The 19,206-nt window shown below is 66.3% G+C and carries 19 protein-coding genes; 10 read left to right on the plus strand and 9 right to left on the minus strand.

Translation table 11 applies throughout. The features are described 5' to 3' along the window. On the plus strand, positions 1-864 hold the full coding sequence (locus RNZ50_19980; GenBank protein ID MDT8857272.1) for a D-amino-acid transaminase: 864 nt from the start codon (positions 1-3) through the stop codon (positions 862-864). 128 nt (positions 865-992) lie between these two features. Here the strand turns inward: RNZ50_19980 and RNZ50_19985 are convergent, their stop codons facing one another. Together RNZ50_19985 and RNZ50_19990 are read right to left on the minus strand one after the other, a co-directional pair. Further along, positions 993-1,823, minus strand: coding sequence for a calcium-binding protein (locus RNZ50_19985; protein ID MDT8857273.1), 831 nt, complete (start codon positions 1,821-1,823; stop codon positions 993-995). A gap of 168 nt (positions 1,824-1,991) precedes the next feature. Continuing rightward, positions 1,992-2,735 (minus strand): N-formylglutamate amidohydrolase, encoded by a 744-nt coding sequence (locus RNZ50_19990; GenBank protein MDT8857274.1) that lies wholly within the window; start codon positions 2,733-2,735, stop codon positions 1,992-1,994. Positions 2,736-2,965: 230 nt separating this feature from the next. On the opposite strand from RNZ50_19990, the gene pyk reads away from it, so the two are divergent. The 4 genes from pyk to rplT all read left to right on the plus strand — a co-directional run bounded on the left by pyk (position 2,966) and on the right by rplT (position 5,363). Next, complete coding sequence (pyk, locus tag RNZ50_19995) at positions 2,966-4,411, plus strand: pyruvate kinase (GenBank protein ID MDT8857275.1); 1,446 nt, start codon at positions 2,966-2,968, stop codon at positions 4,409-4,411. Between the two features lie 26 nt (positions 4,412-4,437). Continuing rightward, positions 4,438-4,662, plus strand: coding sequence for a hypothetical protein (locus RNZ50_20000; GenBank protein ID MDT8857276.1), 225 nt, complete (start codon positions 4,438-4,440; stop codon positions 4,660-4,662). 116 nt (positions 4,663-4,778) lie between these two features. Next, the gene (gene rpmI / locus RNZ50_20005; protein MDT8857277.1) at positions 4,779-4,979 is read left to right on the plus strand and encodes a 50S ribosomal protein L35; all 201 of its coding nucleotides are present in this window, start codon (positions 4,779-4,781) and stop codon (positions 4,977-4,979) included. Positions 4,980-4,991: 12 nt separating this feature from the next. Beyond that, the gene (rplT, locus tag RNZ50_20010) at positions 4,992-5,363 is read left to right on the plus strand and encodes a 50S ribosomal protein L20 (GenBank protein MDT8857278.1); all 372 of its coding nucleotides are present in this window, start codon (positions 4,992-4,994) and stop codon (positions 5,361-5,363) included. Between the two features lie 65 nt (positions 5,364-5,428). On the opposite strand, the gene RNZ50_20015 is transcribed toward rplT, so the two are convergent. Further along, the gene (locus RNZ50_20015; protein ID MDT8857279.1) at positions 5,429-5,977 is read right to left on the minus strand and encodes a hypothetical protein; all 549 of its coding nucleotides are present in this window, start codon (positions 5,975-5,977) and stop codon (positions 5,429-5,431) included. Positions 5,978-6,264: 287 nt separating this feature from the next. On the opposite strand from RNZ50_20015, the gene RNZ50_20020 reads away from it, so the two are divergent. The 5 genes from RNZ50_20020 to RNZ50_20040 all read left to right on the plus strand — a co-directional run bounded on the left by RNZ50_20020 (position 6,265) and on the right by RNZ50_20040 (position 14,063). Then, a complete protein-coding gene (locus RNZ50_20020) occupies positions 6,265-7,689 on the plus strand; it encodes a sodium:alanine symporter family protein (GenBank protein MDT8857280.1) in 1,425 nt (474 codons plus the stop codon). A gap of 189 nt (positions 7,690-7,878) precedes the next feature. Next, the gene (locus tag RNZ50_20025) at positions 7,879-8,445 is read left to right on the plus strand and encodes a hypothetical protein (protein MDT8857281.1); all 567 of its coding nucleotides are present in this window, start codon (positions 7,879-7,881) and stop codon (positions 8,443-8,445) included. A gap of 64 nt (positions 8,446-8,509) precedes the next feature. Beyond that, a complete protein-coding gene (gene pheS / locus RNZ50_20030) occupies positions 8,510-9,592 on the plus strand; it encodes a phenylalanine--tRNA ligase subunit alpha (protein MDT8857282.1) in 1,083 nt (360 codons plus the stop codon). A 287-nt stretch (positions 9,593-9,879) separates the two neighbouring features. Continuing rightward, on the plus strand, positions 9,880-12,297 hold the full coding sequence (gene pheT / locus RNZ50_20035) for a phenylalanine--tRNA ligase subunit beta (GenBank protein MDT8857283.1): 2,418 nt from the start codon (positions 9,880-9,882) through the stop codon (positions 12,295-12,297). 176 nt (positions 12,298-12,473) lie between these two features. Beyond that, positions 12,474-14,063 (plus strand): GMC family oxidoreductase N-terminal domain-containing protein, encoded by a 1,590-nt coding sequence (locus tag RNZ50_20040; protein MDT8857284.1) that lies wholly within the window; start codon positions 12,474-12,476, stop codon positions 14,061-14,063. 80 nt (positions 14,064-14,143) lie between these two features. Here RNZ50_20040 and RNZ50_20045 read toward each other — a convergent pair whose 3' ends face one another. From RNZ50_20045 to RNZ50_20070, 6 genes are all read right to left on the minus strand, one after another. Beyond that, positions 14,144-14,821, minus strand: coding sequence for a DUF1523 family protein (locus RNZ50_20045; GenBank protein MDT8857285.1), 678 nt, complete (start codon positions 14,819-14,821; stop codon positions 14,144-14,146). 11 nt (positions 14,822-14,832) lie between these two features. After that, a complete protein-coding gene (locus RNZ50_20050) occupies positions 14,833-15,099 on the minus strand; it encodes a hypothetical protein (protein ID MDT8857286.1) in 267 nt (88 codons plus the stop codon). Next, positions 15,096-16,457 carry a DUF6638 family protein gene (locus RNZ50_20055; GenBank protein MDT8857287.1) on the minus strand — a complete coding sequence of 454 codons (1,362 nt, stop codon included), beginning with the start codon at positions 16,455-16,457 and terminating at the stop codon, positions 15,096-15,098. Before RNZ50_20055 ends, RNZ50_20050 begins: the two co-directional genes overlap by 4 nt. 283 nt (positions 16,458-16,740) lie before the next feature. After that, entirely contained in the window at positions 16,741-17,046 is a 306-nt protein-coding gene (locus RNZ50_20060; protein ID MDT8857288.1) for a hypothetical protein, read from the minus strand. Beyond that, the gene (locus RNZ50_20065; protein MDT8857289.1) at positions 17,043-18,971 is read right to left on the minus strand and encodes an ATP-binding protein; all 1,929 of its coding nucleotides are present in this window, start codon (positions 18,969-18,971) and stop codon (positions 17,043-17,045) included. Before RNZ50_20065 ends, RNZ50_20060 begins: the two co-directional genes overlap by 4 nt. A 14-nt stretch (positions 18,972-18,985) precedes the next feature. Next, on the minus strand, positions 18,986-19,201 hold the full coding sequence (locus tag RNZ50_20070; protein MDT8857290.1) for a hypothetical protein: 216 nt from the start codon (positions 19,199-19,201) through the stop codon (positions 18,986-18,988). Between the last annotated feature and the right edge of the window lie 5 nt (positions 19,202-19,206).

Here is a 19,206-nt window from a genome sequence, read left to right on the forward strand (position 1 = left end):
ATGAGCCGCACCGTCTATGTGAACGGGACCTATTTGCCCGAAGAAGACGCCACGATCTCGATCTTCGACCGTGGCTTCCTGATGGCCGATGGCGTCTACGAGGTGACCTCGGTGCTGGATGGCAAGCTGATCGACTTCGCGGGCCATGCCCTGCGGCTGGCGCGCAGCCTGAAGGAACTGGACATGGCCGCCCCGGTCGGCGACGACGACCTGCTGGCGATCCACCGCGAACTGGTGGCGCGCAACGGTATCACCGAGGGGCTGGTTTACCTGCAGGTCACCCGCGGCAGCCCCGGCGACCGCGACTTCGCCTTCCCCGACCCGGCCACCACGCCCTCGACTCTGGTGATGTTCACCCAGTCCAAGCCCGGGCTGGCCGACAACCCGGTGGCGCGCAAGGGCATGAAGGTGATCTCGATCCCCGACATCCGCTGGGGGCGGCGCGACATCAAGACGGTGCAACTGCTGTATCCGTCGATGGGCAGGATGATGGCCAAGCACGCGGGCGTCGATGATGCCTGGATGGTCGAGGACGGTTTCGTGACCGAAGGCACCTCGAACAACACCTACATCGTCAAGGGCAACCGCATCGTCACCCGCAACCTGTCGAACGACATCCTGCACGGCATCACCCGCGCCGCCGTGCTGCGCTTTGCCGCCGAGGCGCAGATGGAGGTCGAGGAACGCCCCTTCACCATCGACGAGGCGAAAGATGCCGACGAGGCGTTCATCACCTCGGCCTCGGCCTTCGTGATGCCGGTGGTCGAGATCGACGGCGCGCCCCTGGGCAGCGGCACCCCCGGACCGGTCGCCACCCGCCTGCGCGAGATCTACCTCGACGAGGTCCGCAAGGCCGCCGTCTGACGGCACCGGGGCGGGCACCCCCGCCCGGTTGCGTCCTCACGCGGTGACCGGCTCCGGCGTGACCCGCAGGGCGGCGGGATCCGCGCCGACGCCCCGCAACGACGGCGCGGCCCTGACCGCGACGGCCGCTACTGCGGCCGCAGCACCATCAGCCCCGGGTCGAAGGTCTGCGTGTTGGCCAGCACGGCCACCAGCTGATCCTTGACGAACAGGCTCAGGGTGTCGGCCTCCGGATCGGCTTCATGACGCAGGTCGGCCTCGGTCACTGTGCCCAGTTCCCCGGTGTCATAGTAAAGGTACAGAATGTCCGCCGCCGGATCGAAATCCTCGATCAGCACGGCCGCGTCGTCGGGCTGGTTGGTCCAGACCCCGAACTGGTCCGCCCCGATCCCGCCGTTCATCGTGTCGCCATCATCGCCGAACAGGCTGTCGTTCCCGTTGCCGCCTGCAATCTCGTCGGGCGCGAACACCGACGCGTCGATATCCTCGGCCACCAGCAGATCGTTGCCGGATCCGCCGGAAATCTGGTTCTGCCCGAGGAAATCAAGGATTGCGTCGTTGCCGTCGCCGCCGCGGATGGTGTCATTGCCCGCATCCGGATCGGTCGCAAGGTCGGCCCGCGGGTCGTAGATGTCATCGCCGCCTTCAAGGTTGACCACATCGTCGCCCGGCCCGCCGGTGACCCGATCATTGCCCTCGCCGCCCCACAGCGTGTCGTTGCCGTCGCCGCCGGTGGCACGGTCGTTGCCGTCGCCCATGAAGATCAGGTCCGCGCCGCCGCTGCCGTTTGCAAGGTCGTCGCCGCCTTGTGCCTCGATCCGGTCGTCGCCATTGGTGCCGGTCAGATCGTCCATCCCATCGGTTCCCTCGATCCGCCGCCCGGCCCCATCCTCGGACGTGTCATCGTTGCTTTCAGTGATGAGCAGCGCCAATGGCACCAGGCACAGCAGAAGAAGCATTCCCACAATCCGTCTCCCTGCAAAGTCGAGCCTGTCAGGCCCGGAAAGAATCAACACGCTTTCGTCACAACCTTGTTTCAAATCACTCTTCTGTCAAACGTCCCGCCACATTGTCGCCGCAATGGCGGCAATCCACGGCGGCGGACGGAATTGTCTGCAGCGGCCGGTTCAGTCCTGAAGGCCGTCCAGCACCCCGGTCAGAATCGGTGCCAGCCGGGCGGCCCAGGCTTCCTGCGCGGCAGGGTCCGCGATCAGGTCGTTGCGCAGCTCGATCAGGGTGTTGTGCCGCCCGGGCTGCAGGGCGTGGCGGTCGATGGCATCGCCCGGCAGATGCCCGGCATAGGGTTCGTTGTCACCGATGCAAAGATCGGCCTCGGCCGCCAGCCGCGCGATCAGCGGGCGCGACAGCCGGTCGTCCAGATGCGAATACAGCACGCCCACATGCCACGGCCGCACCCCGCGACCGCGCAGGCACGGCGTGAAGGAATGCACCGCCAGTATAACCGTATCGGCCTGCCTTGCTGCCAGCCGGGCATAGGCCGCGTGATAGGGGCGATACAGCGTCTCCAGCCGCCGCTCCACCTCGGCAGCGTCGATGCCGCGGTTGGCGGGAATGATGGTGCCGTCGTAAAGCTGCATCACCAGCGTCGGGTCCAGCTCGCCCCGGTTCGGGTCGATCACCAGACGGCTGAAATCCGACAGGATCGCCGGGGCATCAAGATGTTCGGCCAGCGCCCGCGTCAACCCGGCCGCCCCCACGTCCCAGGCGATGTGGCGCGCCATGTCGGCGGCGCCGATGCCCAGCGAGCCGCCGCCGACATCGTCGGGCACCCGGTTGCTGGCATGATCGCAGGTCACCAGCCAGCGCGAGGGCCGGTCTTCGCCAAGTATCTCGAACGGGGGTCGGGTCACGCTGTCACACCTCTGTCACCGGGTCGCTGCATCCCTGTGTAGCCGCTCGCCCGGCCGAGGGGAATCGCCCGCCACCCCGGCAGCCGCGCATTTTCGCGCACGGCCGCGATTTTTCTACGAAAAATCCCGCTCCCCACCCCGGCACTCCCGCAGTTGCCCCTCACGGTCTTTTCCGCCATAAAACCAGCGGCCCACCACGACACCCGAAACAACAAAGGAAACGAGGCAGCATGAGACGCCTTCGGAATGTAAAGATCGTGGCCACCCTGGGCCCGTCCTCCCGCGATTACGCTACCATCCGCGCCCTGTTCGAGGCGGGCGCCGACGTGTTCCGGCTCAACATGAGCCACGGCACGCATGACGACATCCGCGCCCGCCACGCCATCATCCGCCAGATCGAGGCCGACACCGGCCGCCCGATCGCGATCCTGGCCGACCTGCAGGGGCCGAAGCTGCGGGTCGGCACCTTTGCAGGAGAGTCGGAAGAGCTGATCCCCCATGCCGCCTTCCGCATGGACCTTGACCCCGCGCCGGGCGATGCAACCCGGGTCAACCTGCCCCATCCCGAGATCTTCGCCGCCCTCGAACCCGGCGCCTCGCTGCTGGTCAACGATGGCAAGATCCGCCTGCGGGTCGAAAGCTGCGGCCCGGATTTCGCCAATTGCAGCGTCGAGGTCGGCGGCACGATTTCCAACCGCAAGGGCGTGAATGTGCCCGACGTGGTGCTGCCGCTGGCCGCACTGTCGGAAAAGGACCGCAAGGATCTGGAGTTCGCCTGCGAGCTTGGCATCGACTGGCTGGCGCTGTCTTTCGTGCAGCGCCCCGAAGACGTGACCGAGGCGCGCGCGCTGGTCAACGGCCGTGCCGCCATCCTGTCGAAGATCGAGAAACCCGCCGCCGTCAAGGCTTATGACGCGATTCTGGCCGTATCGGACGGCATCATGGTGGCGCGCGGCGATCTGGGGGTGGAACTGCCGGTGCAGGCGGTGCCGCCGATCCAGAAGCGGCTGATCCGGGGCGCCCGCGCTGCCGCCAAGCCGGTGATCGTCGCCACCCAGATGCTGGAATCGATGATCGAATCGCCGGTGCCGACCCGGGCCGAGGTGTCCGATGTCGCCACCGCGATCTACGAGGGCGCCGATGCCATAATGCTCTCGGCCGAATCCGCCGCCGGTTCCTATCCGGTCGAGGCGGTGACCACGATGCACAATGTCGCCATCTCGGTCGAAGGCGATGCCACCTACCGCGAGGTGATCGAGGCGTCCCGCAAGGTGGTGCGCACCACGGTCGCCCACGCCATCGTCTCGGCCGCGCGCGAGATTGCCGAGTCCACCAACATCAAGGCGATCTGCTGCTTCACCCAGTCCGGCAACACGGTCAGCCTGGTGGCCCGCGAACGGCCGCGCGTGCCGATCCTGGCGCTGACCCCGCTGGTCGGCACCGCCCGCCGCCTGTGCCTGACCTGGGGCGCGCATTGCGTGATGACCGAGGAGCAGGACCGCTTCAAGGGCGCGGTGATCTCGGCGGCGCGGGCGGCGCGCAACGGCGGCTTCGCGATGTCGGACGAGTTCATCGTGGTGATCGCCGGCGTGCCGTTCAACGTGCAGGGCACCACCAACATCCTGCGTGTCGCACCCGGTGACGAGCGGTTGATTTCCCGGTCCGATCCGGAATAATCGCGCCAGATCCTGCGGAGGGGCCGATGGACACCGATCTCATGCTTGTCGTCGGCCTTTTCGTCGGGGTGCTGGCGGTGCCGTCGATCGCCTCGGCCTTCTCCGAAGGGCGCGCGCCACGGGCCGGGGCGGTGCTGGTGCTGATTTCGGGCACGCTGATCGTGCTTGCCCTGTCGCGCAAACCCGGCGGCTACACGGTGGACGAGATTCCGAAAACCATCTACAGCGTCATCGGCCGCCTGCTGAACTGACGCCTTTTCCCTTGCCTCTGCGGCCGCGCCTGCCTATACGGCACGCTCGATCCCCGCGCGACCGGCCATTGTGGCATGCCGAGTCGCGCCAGAACCACTCGAATGAGGAGATGGAAATGCCCAAGATGAAGACCAAGTCCGCCGCGAAGAAGCGCTTCAGCTTCACCGCAACCGGGCGCGTCAAGGCCGGCCCGGCCGGCAAGCGCCACGGCATGATCAAACGCTCGACGAAATTCATCCGCGACGTGACCGGGACGATGATCCTGTCGCCCAGCGATGCGAAGATCGTCAAGAAATACATGCCCTACGACCGGTAAGGAGAAGCTCAGATGTCCCGCGTCAAATCCGGTGTGGTCACCCACGCCCGCCACCGCAAGGTGATCAAGGCTGCCAAGGGCTATTACGCCGCGCGCAGCACCAACTTCCGCACCGCGACCCAGGCCGTCGACAAGGCCAACCAGTACGCGACCCGCGACCGCAAGACCCGCAAGCGCAACTTCCGCGCCCTGTGGATCCAGCGGATCAACGCCGCCGTGCGCCTGTTCGACCCGGCCTTCACCTACTCGCGCTTCATCAACGGTCTGGCTCTGGCTGGCATCGAGGTTGACCGCAAGGTTCTGGCCGATCTCGCCGTGCACGAGCCCGAGGCGTTCAACGCCATCGCGGCGCAGGCCAAGGCGGCAATGCCCGCCGCCGCCTGATCGCTGGCCCATCGCAACGACCCCGAACCCCGCGTGTCCGCCACGCGGGGTTTTACTTTGCGCCGTCACACCCCGTCGTATTCGTCAATCTCCGAATGGCGCAGCCGGTATATGCGATGCCCGCTGATCGTGCTCAGCAGGGCAGCCACATCGGCCTCGTCAAGCCGGGGCCTGGTCAGTGCCAGCTGGCTGACCGGCCAGGCCGCGGCCAGGATCGGGTCGCCAAAGGTCGGGGCCGCCCCGGCGTCGATGGCGGCCTGATTGCGGAAATAGAAGAACTGGCACTGCGCGATATAGGCCGCCGCCTCCGACACCTTGACCTGCATCGGCGAGATCATCACGTCAAAGGCGGCATGAACCGATTCATGCACCACCAGCGCCTCGCGGTCGGGGTCGCCCAGCGCCACCGTGAAGCTGAACGTGAAGCGGTTGCGCTTGTAGTTGTAAACGGCCCGGTTGCCGCCGCCCGTGACGGTGACGATCGATATCTTCGAGGCCGCCAGCGCATTCACCACCAGCGGAAACGATGTCGGGCCGATCAGCACAGAGCCGAAGCCGAAGGCGATCCGGGCCACTTCCGGCAGCCGCAGAACGTCCGTCACAAGGTCGGTCATCGCAATATCTCCCACAATGGGCATTCAGCGTGAAATGCGGGTCGCGCCAGGTCTGCGCGCGGCCGCGACCCTAGCACGGCGACCCCGATTCCTGCCAGACAACGCAGCGCCACCCGCCGGGCGACCCGGCGCAGCCCTGCAAGGCAGCCGCCTTCTGCCCATGCATCGGGCAAATAGTCCCCCGCGCCCGGGCACAACCGCAAATACCTGTTGCCGAAAACCCGATCGCTCTGCAGCCTGTGCCGCAGGGCCATCAAAAAAGGCCGGGAACCGGAACTGGGGACAATATGACAGCAACCATCGACTTCATGAACACGATCTTCTGGGGCTACGTCCTGATTTACGGCCTGCTGGCGGTCGGCGTCTATTTCACCATCCGCCTGCGCTTCCAGCAGATCCTGAAATTCGGCGAGATGTTCCGCGTCGTCACGCAGGCCTCGTCCACCGACAAGGAAGGCATCACCCCCTTCCAGTCGCTGTGCACCAGCCTTGCCAGCCGGGTCGGCACCGGCAACATCGCGGGCGTCGCCGTGGCGCTGACGCTCGGCGGCCCCGGCGCGATCTTCTGGATGTGGATGGTCGCGCTGGTCGGCATGGCCACGGCCTATGCCGAATCCACCCTTGCGCAGCTTTACAAGGTGCATGACCGCAGCGACGACACCTCGTCGGTCTATCGCGGCGGCCCGGCGTTCTACATCGCGCGCGGGCTGGGAATGCCGTGGCTCGGCGGGGTGTTCTCGGTCTGCCTGATCCTGTCGTTTGGGCTGGTGTTCAACGCGGTGCAGGCCAATTCCATCGCCGATGCGATGATCGGCGCCTTCGGCATCCCCAAGCTGGTGACCGGCCTCGTGCTGGCGGGCCTGACCGCCATCGTGATCTTCGGCGGCATCCGCAAGATCGCCGCGGTGGCGGAATATGTCGTGCCGTTCATGGCGGGCGCCTACCTTCTGGTCGCGCTGTATGTCGTGGTCACAAACCTGACGCTGATCCCGGGCATGTTCGGCCTGATCCTGACCAACGCCTTCGGTCTTGACGAGGCGGTGGGCGGCATCACCGGCGGCATTGCCGCCGCCATGCTGAACGGCGTGAAACGCGGCCTGTTCTCCAACGAGGCGGGCATGGGTTCTGCGCCCAACATCGCCGCCGCCGCCCGGCCCAACCCGCACCACCCCGCCAGTCAGGGGCTGGTGCAGGCGCTTGGCGTGTTCATCGACACGCTGGTGATCTGCACCTGCACCGCGATGATGATCCTTCTGTCGGATGTCTACATCCCCGGCGGCGAACTGACCGGCACGCAGCTGACGCAGGCCGCCCTTGCCACCCATGTCGGCGCGTTCGGCCCCTACTTCATCGCCATCGCGATCTTCTTCTTCGCCTTCACCTCGATCATCGGCAACTACGCCTATTCCGAAATGGCAATGTCGTTCCTTGGAATCGGCAATCGCACCGGGCTGATGGCCCTGCGCGGCATCGTGCTGGTGATGGTGGTCTGGGGGGCGTTGCAGGCGGTGGCGACGGTGTTCAACCTTGCCGACGCCTCGATGGGCATGATGGCCACGATCAACCTGATCGCGATTGTCGCCCTGTCCGGCACGGTGGTGCTGCTGACGCGGAACTACTTCGCCCAGCGCGAGGCCGGGCTGGAACCCAAGTTCCACATCTCCGACCACCCGCAGATTGCCAGGGGCGTCGATGCCGACATCTGGAAGTGACCCCCACCCCCGCGCGGCGCGCCCGCGCGGGGTCCGGCTGCTGCCTTTGCCTGCATTTCTGCGGCACCCGCCCGCACGGACCTGTTGCCGGAAATCGGCGCCTTGCCACACTCGCCTCCGGCGTGTGCACGGGCCAGCCGACAGGATGCGGCCGCCCTCACCGACAACCATTTCAGAAGGGAAATCCGCGTGTTCAACAAGACCCAGATGATTGCCGCCCTGAATGCCCTTGCCAGCCCCGCGACCCTGCAGACCGCGATTGCCGGTCTGCAGATGTATCATGCGCCAAACCATCTGGAGGTGACGCATGTCCGCCCGCCCAATCAGGGCTACGGATCGTCGTTCTTCATGAAGCGCAAGATGGTGACCACGGTCGAGATGCGCCCGAACGTCTGGACCAAGGTGCCGGCGCCAACCAACGTCACCTCGCCCGACATGTCGTTCGGCGCGCTGGAACCGACCACCCGCGCCGACGAGGCCAGGATCATCGGTCACCTCAAGACCTGCGATTCCGGGGCAGTGGCAGCCGACCGCGATGATTTCGTGTTCTTCACCGACGTGCCCGAACCCTATGTCGGCTTCGACTTCCCCGCCGGTGCCAGCCTGCCGGTCGAGGCGGGCTATCTGTGCTTCGTGATCGGCCGCGCCGGGCCGAACCTGAAACTGCGCTCGGTCTATTCCTGCACGCAGACGCGCTATCTGTCCAAGGCCGCCAGCGTGATCCGGCGCGCGGGCAACGGCATCTGGTCCGCCTGACGCCCGTCCACTTGCATTCGCCGGCCGGGCTGGGTAGCACAGGCCCGACAGTGCGGAGATGACCATGGACGCTTTCGACACCCTGCGGGGCAAGTATCTGACCGCCGTCGGCGCGGCCACGGACGAGGCCGCGCTGGAGGAGGTGCGTCTGGCCGCCCTTGGCAAGAAGGGCGAGATCAGCCTGAAGATGCGCGAGCTTGGCCAGATGTCGCCCGAGGACCGCCAGGCCGCCGGCGCCGCCCTGAACCGCCTGAAGGACGAGATCGACGCCGCCCTGCGCGCCGCCCGCGCCGCCCTGGCCGATGCCGCCCTGAACGAACGCCTGCGCGCCGAATGGCTCGACGTCACCCTGCCCGGCCGCCCGCGCCGCATGGGCACCATCCACCCGGTTTCCCAGGTCATGGAGGAGTTGACCGCTATCTTCGCCGACATGGGCTTCGCCGTGGCCGAAGGCCCGCAGGTCGAATCCGACTGGTTCAACTTCGACGCGCTGAACATCCCGCCCGAGCATCCCGCCCGACAGGAACACGACACCTTCTTCATGCACCGCGCCCCCGGCGACACCCGCCCGCCGCATGTGCTGCGCACCCACACCAGCCCGGTGCAGATCCGCGCGATGGCCGAGCAGGGCGCGCCCATCCGCGTCATCGCCCCCGGCCGCGTCTACCGGATGGACATGGACCAGACCCACACGCCCATGTTCCACCAGGTCGAGGGGCTGGCGATCGACCGCGACATTTCCATGGCCAACCTGAAATGGACGCTGGAAGAATTCTGCCGCGCCTTCTTCGAGGTGCCTTCGGTCGAACTTCGTTTCCGCGCCAGCCACTTCCCCTTCACCGAACCCTCGGCCGAGGTCGACATCCGCTGTTCCTGGGAAAACGGCCAGCTCAAGATCGGCCAAGGCGACAAGTGGATGGAGATTCTGGGCTCCGGCATGGTGCACCCCAAGGTGCTGTCGGCGGCGGGGGTCGACCCCGCCGAATGGCAAGGCTTTGCCTTCGGCATGGGCATCGACCGCATCGCCATGCTGAAATACGGCATCCCCGACCTGCGCGCGTTCTTTGAATCCGACCTGCGCTGGCTGCGCCATTACGGCTTTGCCGCGCTCGACATGCCCGATCTTGCAGGCGGCCTCAGCCGCTGACCCGGCCCCGGAAGCTGCCCTCAGGCCGATCCGCCCACCAGCACCAGGAACACCAGCCCGGTCAGCCCGAGAATCAGGCACAGACGCAACACGCGCTGGGGCTTTCGGCCCTCGGGTATCCTCAACCAGTCATTCATCTGATCAGCTTACCCCAAACCGCCCCGCGAGATAAGGCCGCCGCCCGGCATTCCGGCCATCAGGCTGTTTCTCGGCAGGAAACCGCCACCCTTTCCCTTTGCGCCCGTTTGCGCTAAGCCCGGGCCAGATTTTTCCACAAGGGCCCGCCGATGAAATTCACCCTGTCCTGGCTGCGCGATCACCTTGAAACCTCGGCCCCGCTCGATGACATCCTCTTTGCCCTGACCGACCTTGGCCACGAGGTCGAAGGCGTTGAAAACCCTGAAACAACGCTTGGCGCCTTCCGCATCTGCCGGGTGGTCGAGGCCCAGCCCCACCCCAATGCCGACCGTCTGCGCCTGTGCCGCGTCGAAACCTGGCCCCACGGCCCCGAGGCGCCTTCGGAACTGGTGCAGGTGGTCTGCGGCGCCCCCAACGCCCGCACCGGCCTGATCGGCGTCTTTGCACCCGTGGGCACCCATGTGCCCGGCACCGGCGTCGATCTGAAACCCGGCGTGATCCGTGGCGTCGAATCGAACGGGATGCTCTGTTCCGAACGCGAACTGATGCTGTCCGACAATCACGACGGCATCATCGACCTGCCCGCCGATGCGCCCTTGGGCGTGCGCTTCATCGACTATCGCGGCATCAACGACCCGATGATCAACGTCAAGATCACCCCCAACCGCCCCGATGCGCTGGGCGTGCGCGGCCTTGCCCGCGATCTGGCGGCGCGCGGCGTGGGCACCCTGAAACCGCTGCCGATCCCCGAAATCAGGGGCGGCTTCCCCAGCCCCGTCACCGTCAGCATCGCGCCGGAGCTGAAGGCCAAAGGCTGCCCGCTGTTCGCCGGGCGCACCATCCGCGGCGTGACCAACGGCCCCTCGCCCGACTGGCTGGCCGCGCGGCTCAAGGCGGTCGGCCTGCGCCCGATCTCGGCGCTGGTCGATATCACCAACTTCTTCACCTTCGGCCTGAACCGGCCCCTGCATGTGTTCGACGTGGCCAAGGTCCACGGCCCCCTGCGCATCCACCCCGCGACGGGGGGCGAAACCCTGCTCGCGCTGGATGGCAAGACCTACACGCTGCGCCCCGGCATGATGGTCATCTCCGACGACAACGGCCCGGAGTCGCTGGCCGGCATCATGGGCGGCGAGCCATCGGGCTGCACGCCCGAAACCACCGAGGTTTTCCTTGAATCGGCCTGGTGGGACCCGATCACCATTGCCACCACCGGGCGCGCGCTGCGCATCAACTCCGATGCGCGCTACCGCTTCGAACGCGGCGTCGATCCGGCCTTCACCCTGCCCGGGCTCGACCTTGCAACGCAGATGATCCTCGACATCTGCGGCGGTCAGGCGTCCGATCTGGCGATGGATGGCGCGGTGCCCGAAACCACGCGCGCCTACCGCTTCGATCCGGCCCGCGTCGGCAGCCTCGTCGGGATGGAAATCCCCGAATCCGATCAGCGCGCCACCCTGACCGCACTGGGCTTCACGCTGGATGGCGACATGGCGACCCCGCCGACCTGGCGCCCCGACGTGCTGGGCGAGGCCGATCTGGTGGAAGAGATTGCCCGCGTCGCCTCGCTGTCCAAACTGCAAGGCAAGCCGCTGCGCCGCGCCGTGCAGGGCGTGCCGCGCCCGATCCTGACGCCGCTGCAAACCCGCGAACGCGCAGCCCGCCGGATGCTGGCGGGGCTGGGCTACAACGAATGCGTCACCTACAGCTTCATCGACGCCACCGCCGCCACCCTGTTCGGCGGCGGGTCCGATGCGGTGCGGGTCGAAAACCCGATCTCTTCCGAAATGACCCACCTGCGCCCCGACCTGCTGCCCGGCCTGCTGCGCGCCGCCGCCCGCAATCAGGCGCGCGGCTTCATGGATCTGGCATTGTTCGAGGTCGGCCCGGTGTTCCACGGCGGCGAACCCGGCGAACAGCAGGTGCAGGCCACCGGCCTCCTGGTCGGCAGCAGCGCCGCGCGCGACACCTTCGCCTCGCGCCGCGCCTTCGATCTTTACGACGCCAAGGCCGATGCCGAAGCGGTGCTGGCGACCCTTGGCGCCCCCGCCCGGGCGCAGATCAGCCGCAAGGTCCCCGGCTGGTATCATCCCGGCCGATCCGGCGTGATCGGGCTTGGCCCCAACACGCTTGCCACCTTCGGCGAGTTGCACCCCCGCGTGCTTCAGGCATTGGATGTCAAAGGCCCCGCACTGGCCTTCACCATCATGGTCGCCGCCGTGCCCGCCGCCAAGGTCAAGACCCCGCTGCGCCCGGCGCTGGCGATCCGCGACCTACAGGCGGTTGACCGCGATTTCGCCTTCGTGGTCGATCGCGGGGTCGAGGCGCTGACGCTGGTCAACGCCGCACAGGGCGCCGACAAGGTGCTGATCGAAAGCGTGCGCGTCTTCGACCAGTTCACCGGCGACAAGGCCGAGGCGCAGATGGGCCCCGGCAAGAAATCGCTGGCGATCACCGTGCGCCTGCAACCGCAAGACAAGACCCTGACCGAAGCCGAGATCGAGGCCGTTTCCGCCCGCATCATCGACAAGGTCGCGCGTGCCACCGGCGGCACCCTGCGCGCCTGACCAGACGCCCCCGCCCGGCATGGCGGGGGAACCATTTCCAATTCGTTAACACGGGAAGTTTTCCCGTTTCATTTCAGTCTTTTGCTACGATTTTCACGCGTGAAAACCGCGCTGCCACGTCACGATTGCCCCCCGCCCCGGCCTTCGCCTAAGCTGCCCCCGAAAGGGGCCCTCCCATGGAATTCGACTACGTCATCGCGGGCGGCGGCTCGGCCGGCTCCGTCCTCGCCGCCCGCCTGTCGGAAGACCCCGGCATTTCGGTCTGCCTGATCGAATCCGGCGGCCCCGGCCAGAGCCTCTTGATCCGCGCCCCCGCCCTCGTCGCCGCGATGGTCTCGGGCCGGCCAAAGCTGCACAACTGGGCCTTCCACACCCCCCCCCAGCCCGGCCTGAACAACCGCCGCGGCTTCCAGCCCCGCGGCCGCGCCCTGGGCGGCAGTTCCGCCATCAATGCCATGCTCTACGTCCGCGGCCACCCGTCCGACTACGACGGCTGGGCCGACCTCGGCGCCACCGGTTGGGACTGGCAGTCCGTCCTGCCGTGGTTCATTCACTCCGAAAACAACGCCCGCGGCCCCGACCCGCTGCACGGCTCCGCAGGCCCGCTTCACGTCGCCGATCAAAGCGCCCCCCGCGCCATCTCGCGCGCCTTCGTCGCGGCCTGCGAAAGCCTGCAGATCCCGGTGAACCCCGACTTCAACGGCGCAGACCAGACCGGCGCCGGCCTCTACCAGGTCACCCAGTTCCACAGCGGCCCGCGCCGGGGCGAGCGTTGCTCCGCCGCCGCCGCCTGGCTGCACCCGGTTCTGTCGCGCCCCAACCTGACCGTCCTCACCCGCACCTGCGTCGAGCGGATCATCCTGCAAGACGGCCGCGCCACCGGCCTGATCCTCCGCCGCCGCACCGTCACCGCCCGGCGCGAGGTAATCCTGTCGGCCGGCGCCTTCGGCTCACCCCAGCTTCTGCTCCTGTCCGGCATCGGCCCCGAGGACGAGTTGCGCGCCCATGGCATCCCCGTCGCCCACGCCCTGCCCGGCGTCGGGCAGAACCTGCAGGATCACCTCGACTACACCCTGTCGCACCGATCGCTGCGCCGTGATGTCGTCGGCCTCAACCCCCGCGGCCTCGCCCGTCTTGCCAAGGCCGGCCTGCGCTGGCGGAGAACCGGTGCGGGCCTGTTCGCCTCGCCGATGGCCGAGGGCGGCGCGTTCCTCGCCTCGCACCCCGGCCAGCCACGCCCCGACCTGCAACTGCATTTCGTGATCGGCATCGTCGACGACCACATGCGCCGCCTGCACCTGGCGGACGGGTTCTCGGCCCATGTCTGCGCGCTGCGGCCCCACAGCCGCGGCACCGTCGGCCTGCAGGACGACAATCCCGCCAGCCCGCCCCGCATCGACCCCGGCTTCCTGTCCGACCCGCGCGACCTTGAAACGCTGCGGGCCGGCGCCCGGATCACCGAAGCGGTTCTCGCCGCCCCTGCCCTCGCCCCGTGGCGCGGCGCCAGCCTTTACCCCCACGACGGGTCGGATGCTGCCCTCGACGCCGACATCCGGGCCCGCGCCGACACCATCTATCACCCGGTCGGCACCTGCCGGATGGGGCTGGACGAGATGGCGGTGGTCGACCCGGCACTGCGGGTCCATGGCCTTCAGGGCCTGCGCGTCATAGATGCCAGCGTTATGCCCCGCCTGATCGGCGGCAACACCAACGCCGCCACCCTGATGATCGCCGAACGTGCCGCCGCGTTGATCCGCGGCGGCTGACCCCCGCATTCACCTTTGCCCATATATCCCCGTCGGAGGCTCCTGCGGCGGGGCAAGCCCGGCGTGGCAGATCGGCGGCGTCAGCGCCGCGTCGGCCCGCCCCAGCTGCGCAGCCAGGCCCGGAACCGCCCGGCATTGGTGCGCGCGCCCTTGCGGGCGGCATCGGCACGATCTTCGACCGCATCGAAGGCGTCGCCCATTTCCTCAAGCGCGGGGTCGATGGTGCGTTCGCGGAACTGCATCCACATCCGCCGCAGCATGAACAGCGCGATGGCGAGACAGGTCAGAACGAGGATGCTGACCCAGTTGACCAAGGTCACATCCGGCCCTTCGACCGGCTTCACCTTGACCGCATTGGGATAGATCGACAGCCAGGCCACCCGCCAGCCGTAATGCGTCACCGCCACCCATTCCGGCGCATCCTTGGTCGATTGCAGGTTCGACGCTTCGGCCTGAAGGTTCGAGCTGTCGTATTTGAAATAGGGCGGCCAGATCCAGCCGGTGTCCTCGTTGCGATAGACCATCACCTTGTCGTCCGGGCCGACCGTCTCGATGAAACGGACATCCCGCGTCGAAGACGATTCGGCGGTGCCCGCGTCGGGGGTGGCAAAGAACATCCAGTTCTCGCCCACCGTGGTCACGCGGTTGTAGGTGTTGGTGATCCGCATCACGTCGCGCTGTGGCAGGGTGTAGTGCAGGAAACCCCCGACGATCAGCAGCAGGGTGATCCGGAAACCCCATTTGATGTAGACCCACATGAGCCGCACTCCTATTTATAATTCACCAGATATATGGTGACGCACACAACCACCGTCGGAATGACGTAGACGAGCCAGATCAGCTGCTTGCGCAGGCCCCGTTCATAGTCCCTCATGCCTGCGGCGATATAGGCATCCCGGTCGCCTTCCACACCCCCGTCGTCGAACTCATTTTCCAGCTTTTCCCGCCGGACGGACCTCGAATAGACCGAAATCAGCAGGTAAACCACTGTCAGCCCCAGAAACCCGAACACCACCAACTGGATGATCCCGATCATCTTTTTGCCTTTCGTACGCCCCCCCACGGCCCGACCAGATCCACCATTCGGGGGGCTGGTTTCAGGTCGGGGCGGTCGGCCTCGTCCATGCCCGGCTCGGGCCCGAACAGGGCGGCGCGGGCTCCCTGCTTGTCTACCTGATATTCCCGCGCGAGAAAATCGGCCACATAGCCGCGCTTTCGGTCGGACCATGCCGCATAGCTTGCGTAGAACAGTTCCTTGTGCGTGATGAACATCTGCCGCACGTCCAGCGGCGAAAGCTCGGCCAGCAGCATGTTCACCAGATCGCGGTCGGCGTGGGGCCTTGAGCGCAGCGTGTAGAAATACGCCGGATGTTCCGAGGTGATGCGCGGCCAGTCACCGCCGCCTTCCACCCAGCGCAAGAGCGACGCCAGCCCCAGAAACTCCTCGGGCAGCGCCGATCCCAGCCGGTGCGCGATCTTGCGCAGGTCGGCCCGCGTCGCCGCCCCCAGATCGAGGTTCAGCGCGTCGGCGGCATCGACCAGGATGAAATCCATCTTCTGGCGCAGCACCGCCGCCGAATCCATGCCGCGCACCTGCACGATGGGTTCGACCAGTTCGGAGCGCGCCAGCCAGTCGGCAATCTGGTTGCGCTGCGCCAGATCCATCACCGGCGAGATCGGCACCGCGCCAAGGCTGGCGCGCGGCAGGGTGGAAATCACGCCGGGAAAGCGGGCAGCGCGGAAGATGTAGACCCCGCCGAAATGGCTGGTCCAGAAATTGGCCTGCTCGAAGCTCATCACCGGCAGGGCAATCGGCACCCGCGTCACGTCGCCGGTCTTTTTCGCCAGACCGATCATCTCGGCAATCAGCAGGTCGTCGCGCCAGCCGTCGGGCTCGGCGCGGAAGCGGTCGATCAGCCCGGCCAGCTTCTGCGCATCGCGGACATGCGCGCCGATGGTGTCGGCCTCGATGGTGATCTTGCGGATGTCGAACAGCCGTGCGGGGGTGGAGACCTCGTAGACCGAATTCGCCAGTTCGCCCGCCACCGCATCGCGCGCCGTCAGGGCGAAAAGCTGCGCCTCGTTGGTTTCGATGAACTGCCGAAGGATGCCGCGCGAGGTCGAGAACTTGACGTTCAACAGCGGCGCCGCCTTCTGCGCCGTGGTCAGCAGGATGAACTGCCGGTTGCAGCCGTTGGGGTTCAGGTAAAGGTCATCACCGAATTCGTCGCCGATCTCGGGGGAATAGCCGGAAATGTCGATGTGGAAATCGGTCTGCGTGGTGGTCTTGCCGGTCAAGTGCTTCAACGCGCGGTTGTAGCGTTCGACCAGCGCCGGGGAGGACACCTCGATCAGGTTGCCAAACATCAGGCCTGCGGAGATGAGGCGTTTCATGGGGTCTCACTTGGCGTTTTTTTGCTTTTCCGAAGCCTTAAGACCAAAAGCAAAGTTAAGGGAGGGCCACTGTAGTAAACCCAATATAGCGCAACTCGCTCTCGACGAAACGGAAGGTAGCCACTGGCAGAAAAAAACCACAGCAGTAAAAAAAGGCAGAGTTCTATAAGAAGCATCTGCGTGAACGCTTGCTGAAAGCGGGCAAGCAATTCGTTCCGAGATGGCATTACTCCGGAAAGTAAAAACAGGAGCAGCATGGCGGCCCACAAGACAAACATTTTCGCTAACCCTCTTGAGATGGTTGACCTTTGAATCTATGCATCATGCTTCCCAAAAGGAAAATCAGGAAAAGGTATGGCCCATTGTTAAAAATTGTTATCATTGCGGCAAGCACTGAAATGGTAGGGCCAATCTCCAACTCAGGAGCTGACGGAAAGACAAGTTTGCTGCACAAAAACAGAACTGCCGCACCTAAGACGAACCCAGCCGCACGTTTCCAAGAAATGGCCAGTTTGCTTGAGGCATAAAATCGTTTGAAGTAGACTGCGCCAAGCAGAATTATGAGCCAAAGTATGGCTTTGATCGTCAACCCTTCCCCTCCAGATACCGCCGCTTCGCCTCTTCCTGCCGCCCGAAGTCGCGGACCATCCCCGCAATCGCCGCCTCGTCCGACTTGTCGGCGTAGCGGAATTCGCTGTCGGCGTAGCGGTTGATTTCCTGCACCACCATCTCGACGGTGATCGGACGCGCCAGCGCGCGGATCATCGCCAGTTTCTCGTCATAGGGCTTGAACAGGAACAGGTCGGGGCTTTCCATCCAATCGTCGGGCAGTTCGAAATCCATCGCGCGCACCTTCACTGCGTCGGTGATGTTCTTGATGGCGCGGCCCGTAAAACGGTCGTCGGCAAGGTGGATCGCTTTCAGGTAGGCCCCCAGCCGGGCAATGGTGTCGAGCGGGCCGACCTCGCGCGCCACCTGATCCCAGACGCGCAGCAACCCGTCTTCTTTCGGGCGGGCGTGCGATTCGAAGCTGGCGGCGACGGCCCGCTTGATCTCCTGACTGGCGTAAAGCTCGTGCTCGCCCAGCGGGATCGCGTGGTTGCGGCCCAGCAGCAGCGCCAGGATGTCGATGTAATCCTCTCGGGAAATCGGGCCGTCGACGAGAAACCGCGCCCCCGCCCGTTGGCGCAGCGCATCGTCGACGTTTTCGGGGAAGTTGGAGAACATGCCGAAGGTGCAGTTGCCGCGCACCACGGTGTTGGCGCCGGCGAAAGCCTCCATGAACACCGCCGTCACCTCTTGCTGGCCGGCCGAGGATTGCCGGTCGCCGCGCTTGCCCGCGATCTGGTCGATGTCGTCGATGGTGCCGAAGCCGATCACCGCAGGGTCAAGCACGTTGGTGATGAAGGCCTTCGCGTTCTGTCCCGACTTGCCCTGATAGCTGTCGATCTGGTCGATGCCGAAGTTCTGGTAGCGGAAGGGATAGCCCGCGCCCTTGCAGTAATCGTTCAGCAAGCCGGCCATCATCTGGATCAGCGTCGTCTTGCCGGTGCCGGGCTTGCCGTCGCCCATGAAGGTGAAGATGAAGCCGCCGAGTTCGGCAAAGGGGTTCAGCTTGCGCTCGAAATCATAGGCCATCAGCATCTTGGCCAGCCGCATCGACTGATACTTGGCGATGTGGTTGCCGATCACCTCGGTCGGTTTCTTGAAGGCCATCGTCAGGGGGGTGCCCCGGGCGGCGCGGGCGGGCTTGAACCCGGCGAGCGTCAACTGGTCGGCCTCGACGCGCCAGCTTGCCGCCGCAAAGCCGCCCAGACGCGGTGCGGTTTCGGCGCGGGCGGCGACCTTGGCCATCAGCGCCTCGGCAAAAGCGGCGACGGTCGCCACCAGACGGGGTTCGTCGGCGGCATGGGCCGCGATGTCCTGATCCAGTTCCCACAGCACGCCCTGCAGGGCGAGGGGGGCGTTGTCGGTCAGCACCTCGTCCACCGTGCCGATCTCGACCGTGGTTTCGCCCAGATGCGGGGCCAGCAGAAAGGCCGTGGCATTTGCCAGCACATGCAGGCAGACCAGCGCCTCGGCCGCCAGCAGCTCGGAAAACTCGGCCTTGCGGGCATCGGGCAGGCGGCTTTCGAGATTGGCCTTCTTCAGCTCGGCCAGCCCCGCGCCTTGCGCAAAGGTTTCGCCCATCGCCAGCGCGATTGCCAGCGCCCGGCGCAGGGCGTGCAGCACCTGCGCCTGCAGGGGCGAAACCAGCCCGTCGCCCGTCGCCTCGACCCGCTCGACCAGTCGCACGCCGCCAGGGCGGGTGGTGGGGCGGGTGACAAGCCCGGGCGTAGTGGAGCGGAAGCCGCGCCGCGCCCCGATGCCGGGAGAGCGTTCGGGGGCCGCGCTGTCCACCGCCTTGCCCAGCCGGGGTGCATGGTCGAAGCCCGACAGCAGCCCCAGCGCGGCGTCATAATGCGCGCGGATGCTGGCCTCGCGCAGTTCCATCGTGTCGCGTGTGCCGGTCATCGTTCCCCCCTGTGTCAGATGGCGTCAGGGCCGCCCGGAATCAGGCATTTCGGCACCAGACCGCCACAGGTCAGCGGCTTGCCAGAGCCGCGCGGCGCGGGGCTTTGCGTGGGGTGGGCGCAGAACGGCACGGCAATGCGCTGCGGGGCCACCTCGCGCGCGCCGGGGCGGAAGGCGTTGGCCCGGGTGACCTTGTATTCGGTGCGGTGGTAGGTGCAGCGTTCGTTCATGGCTT

Source organism: Paracoccaceae bacterium Fryx2, assembly GCA_032334235.1.
Lineage (GTDB): Bacteria > Pseudomonadota > Alphaproteobacteria > Rhodobacterales > Rhodobacteraceae > JAVSGI01.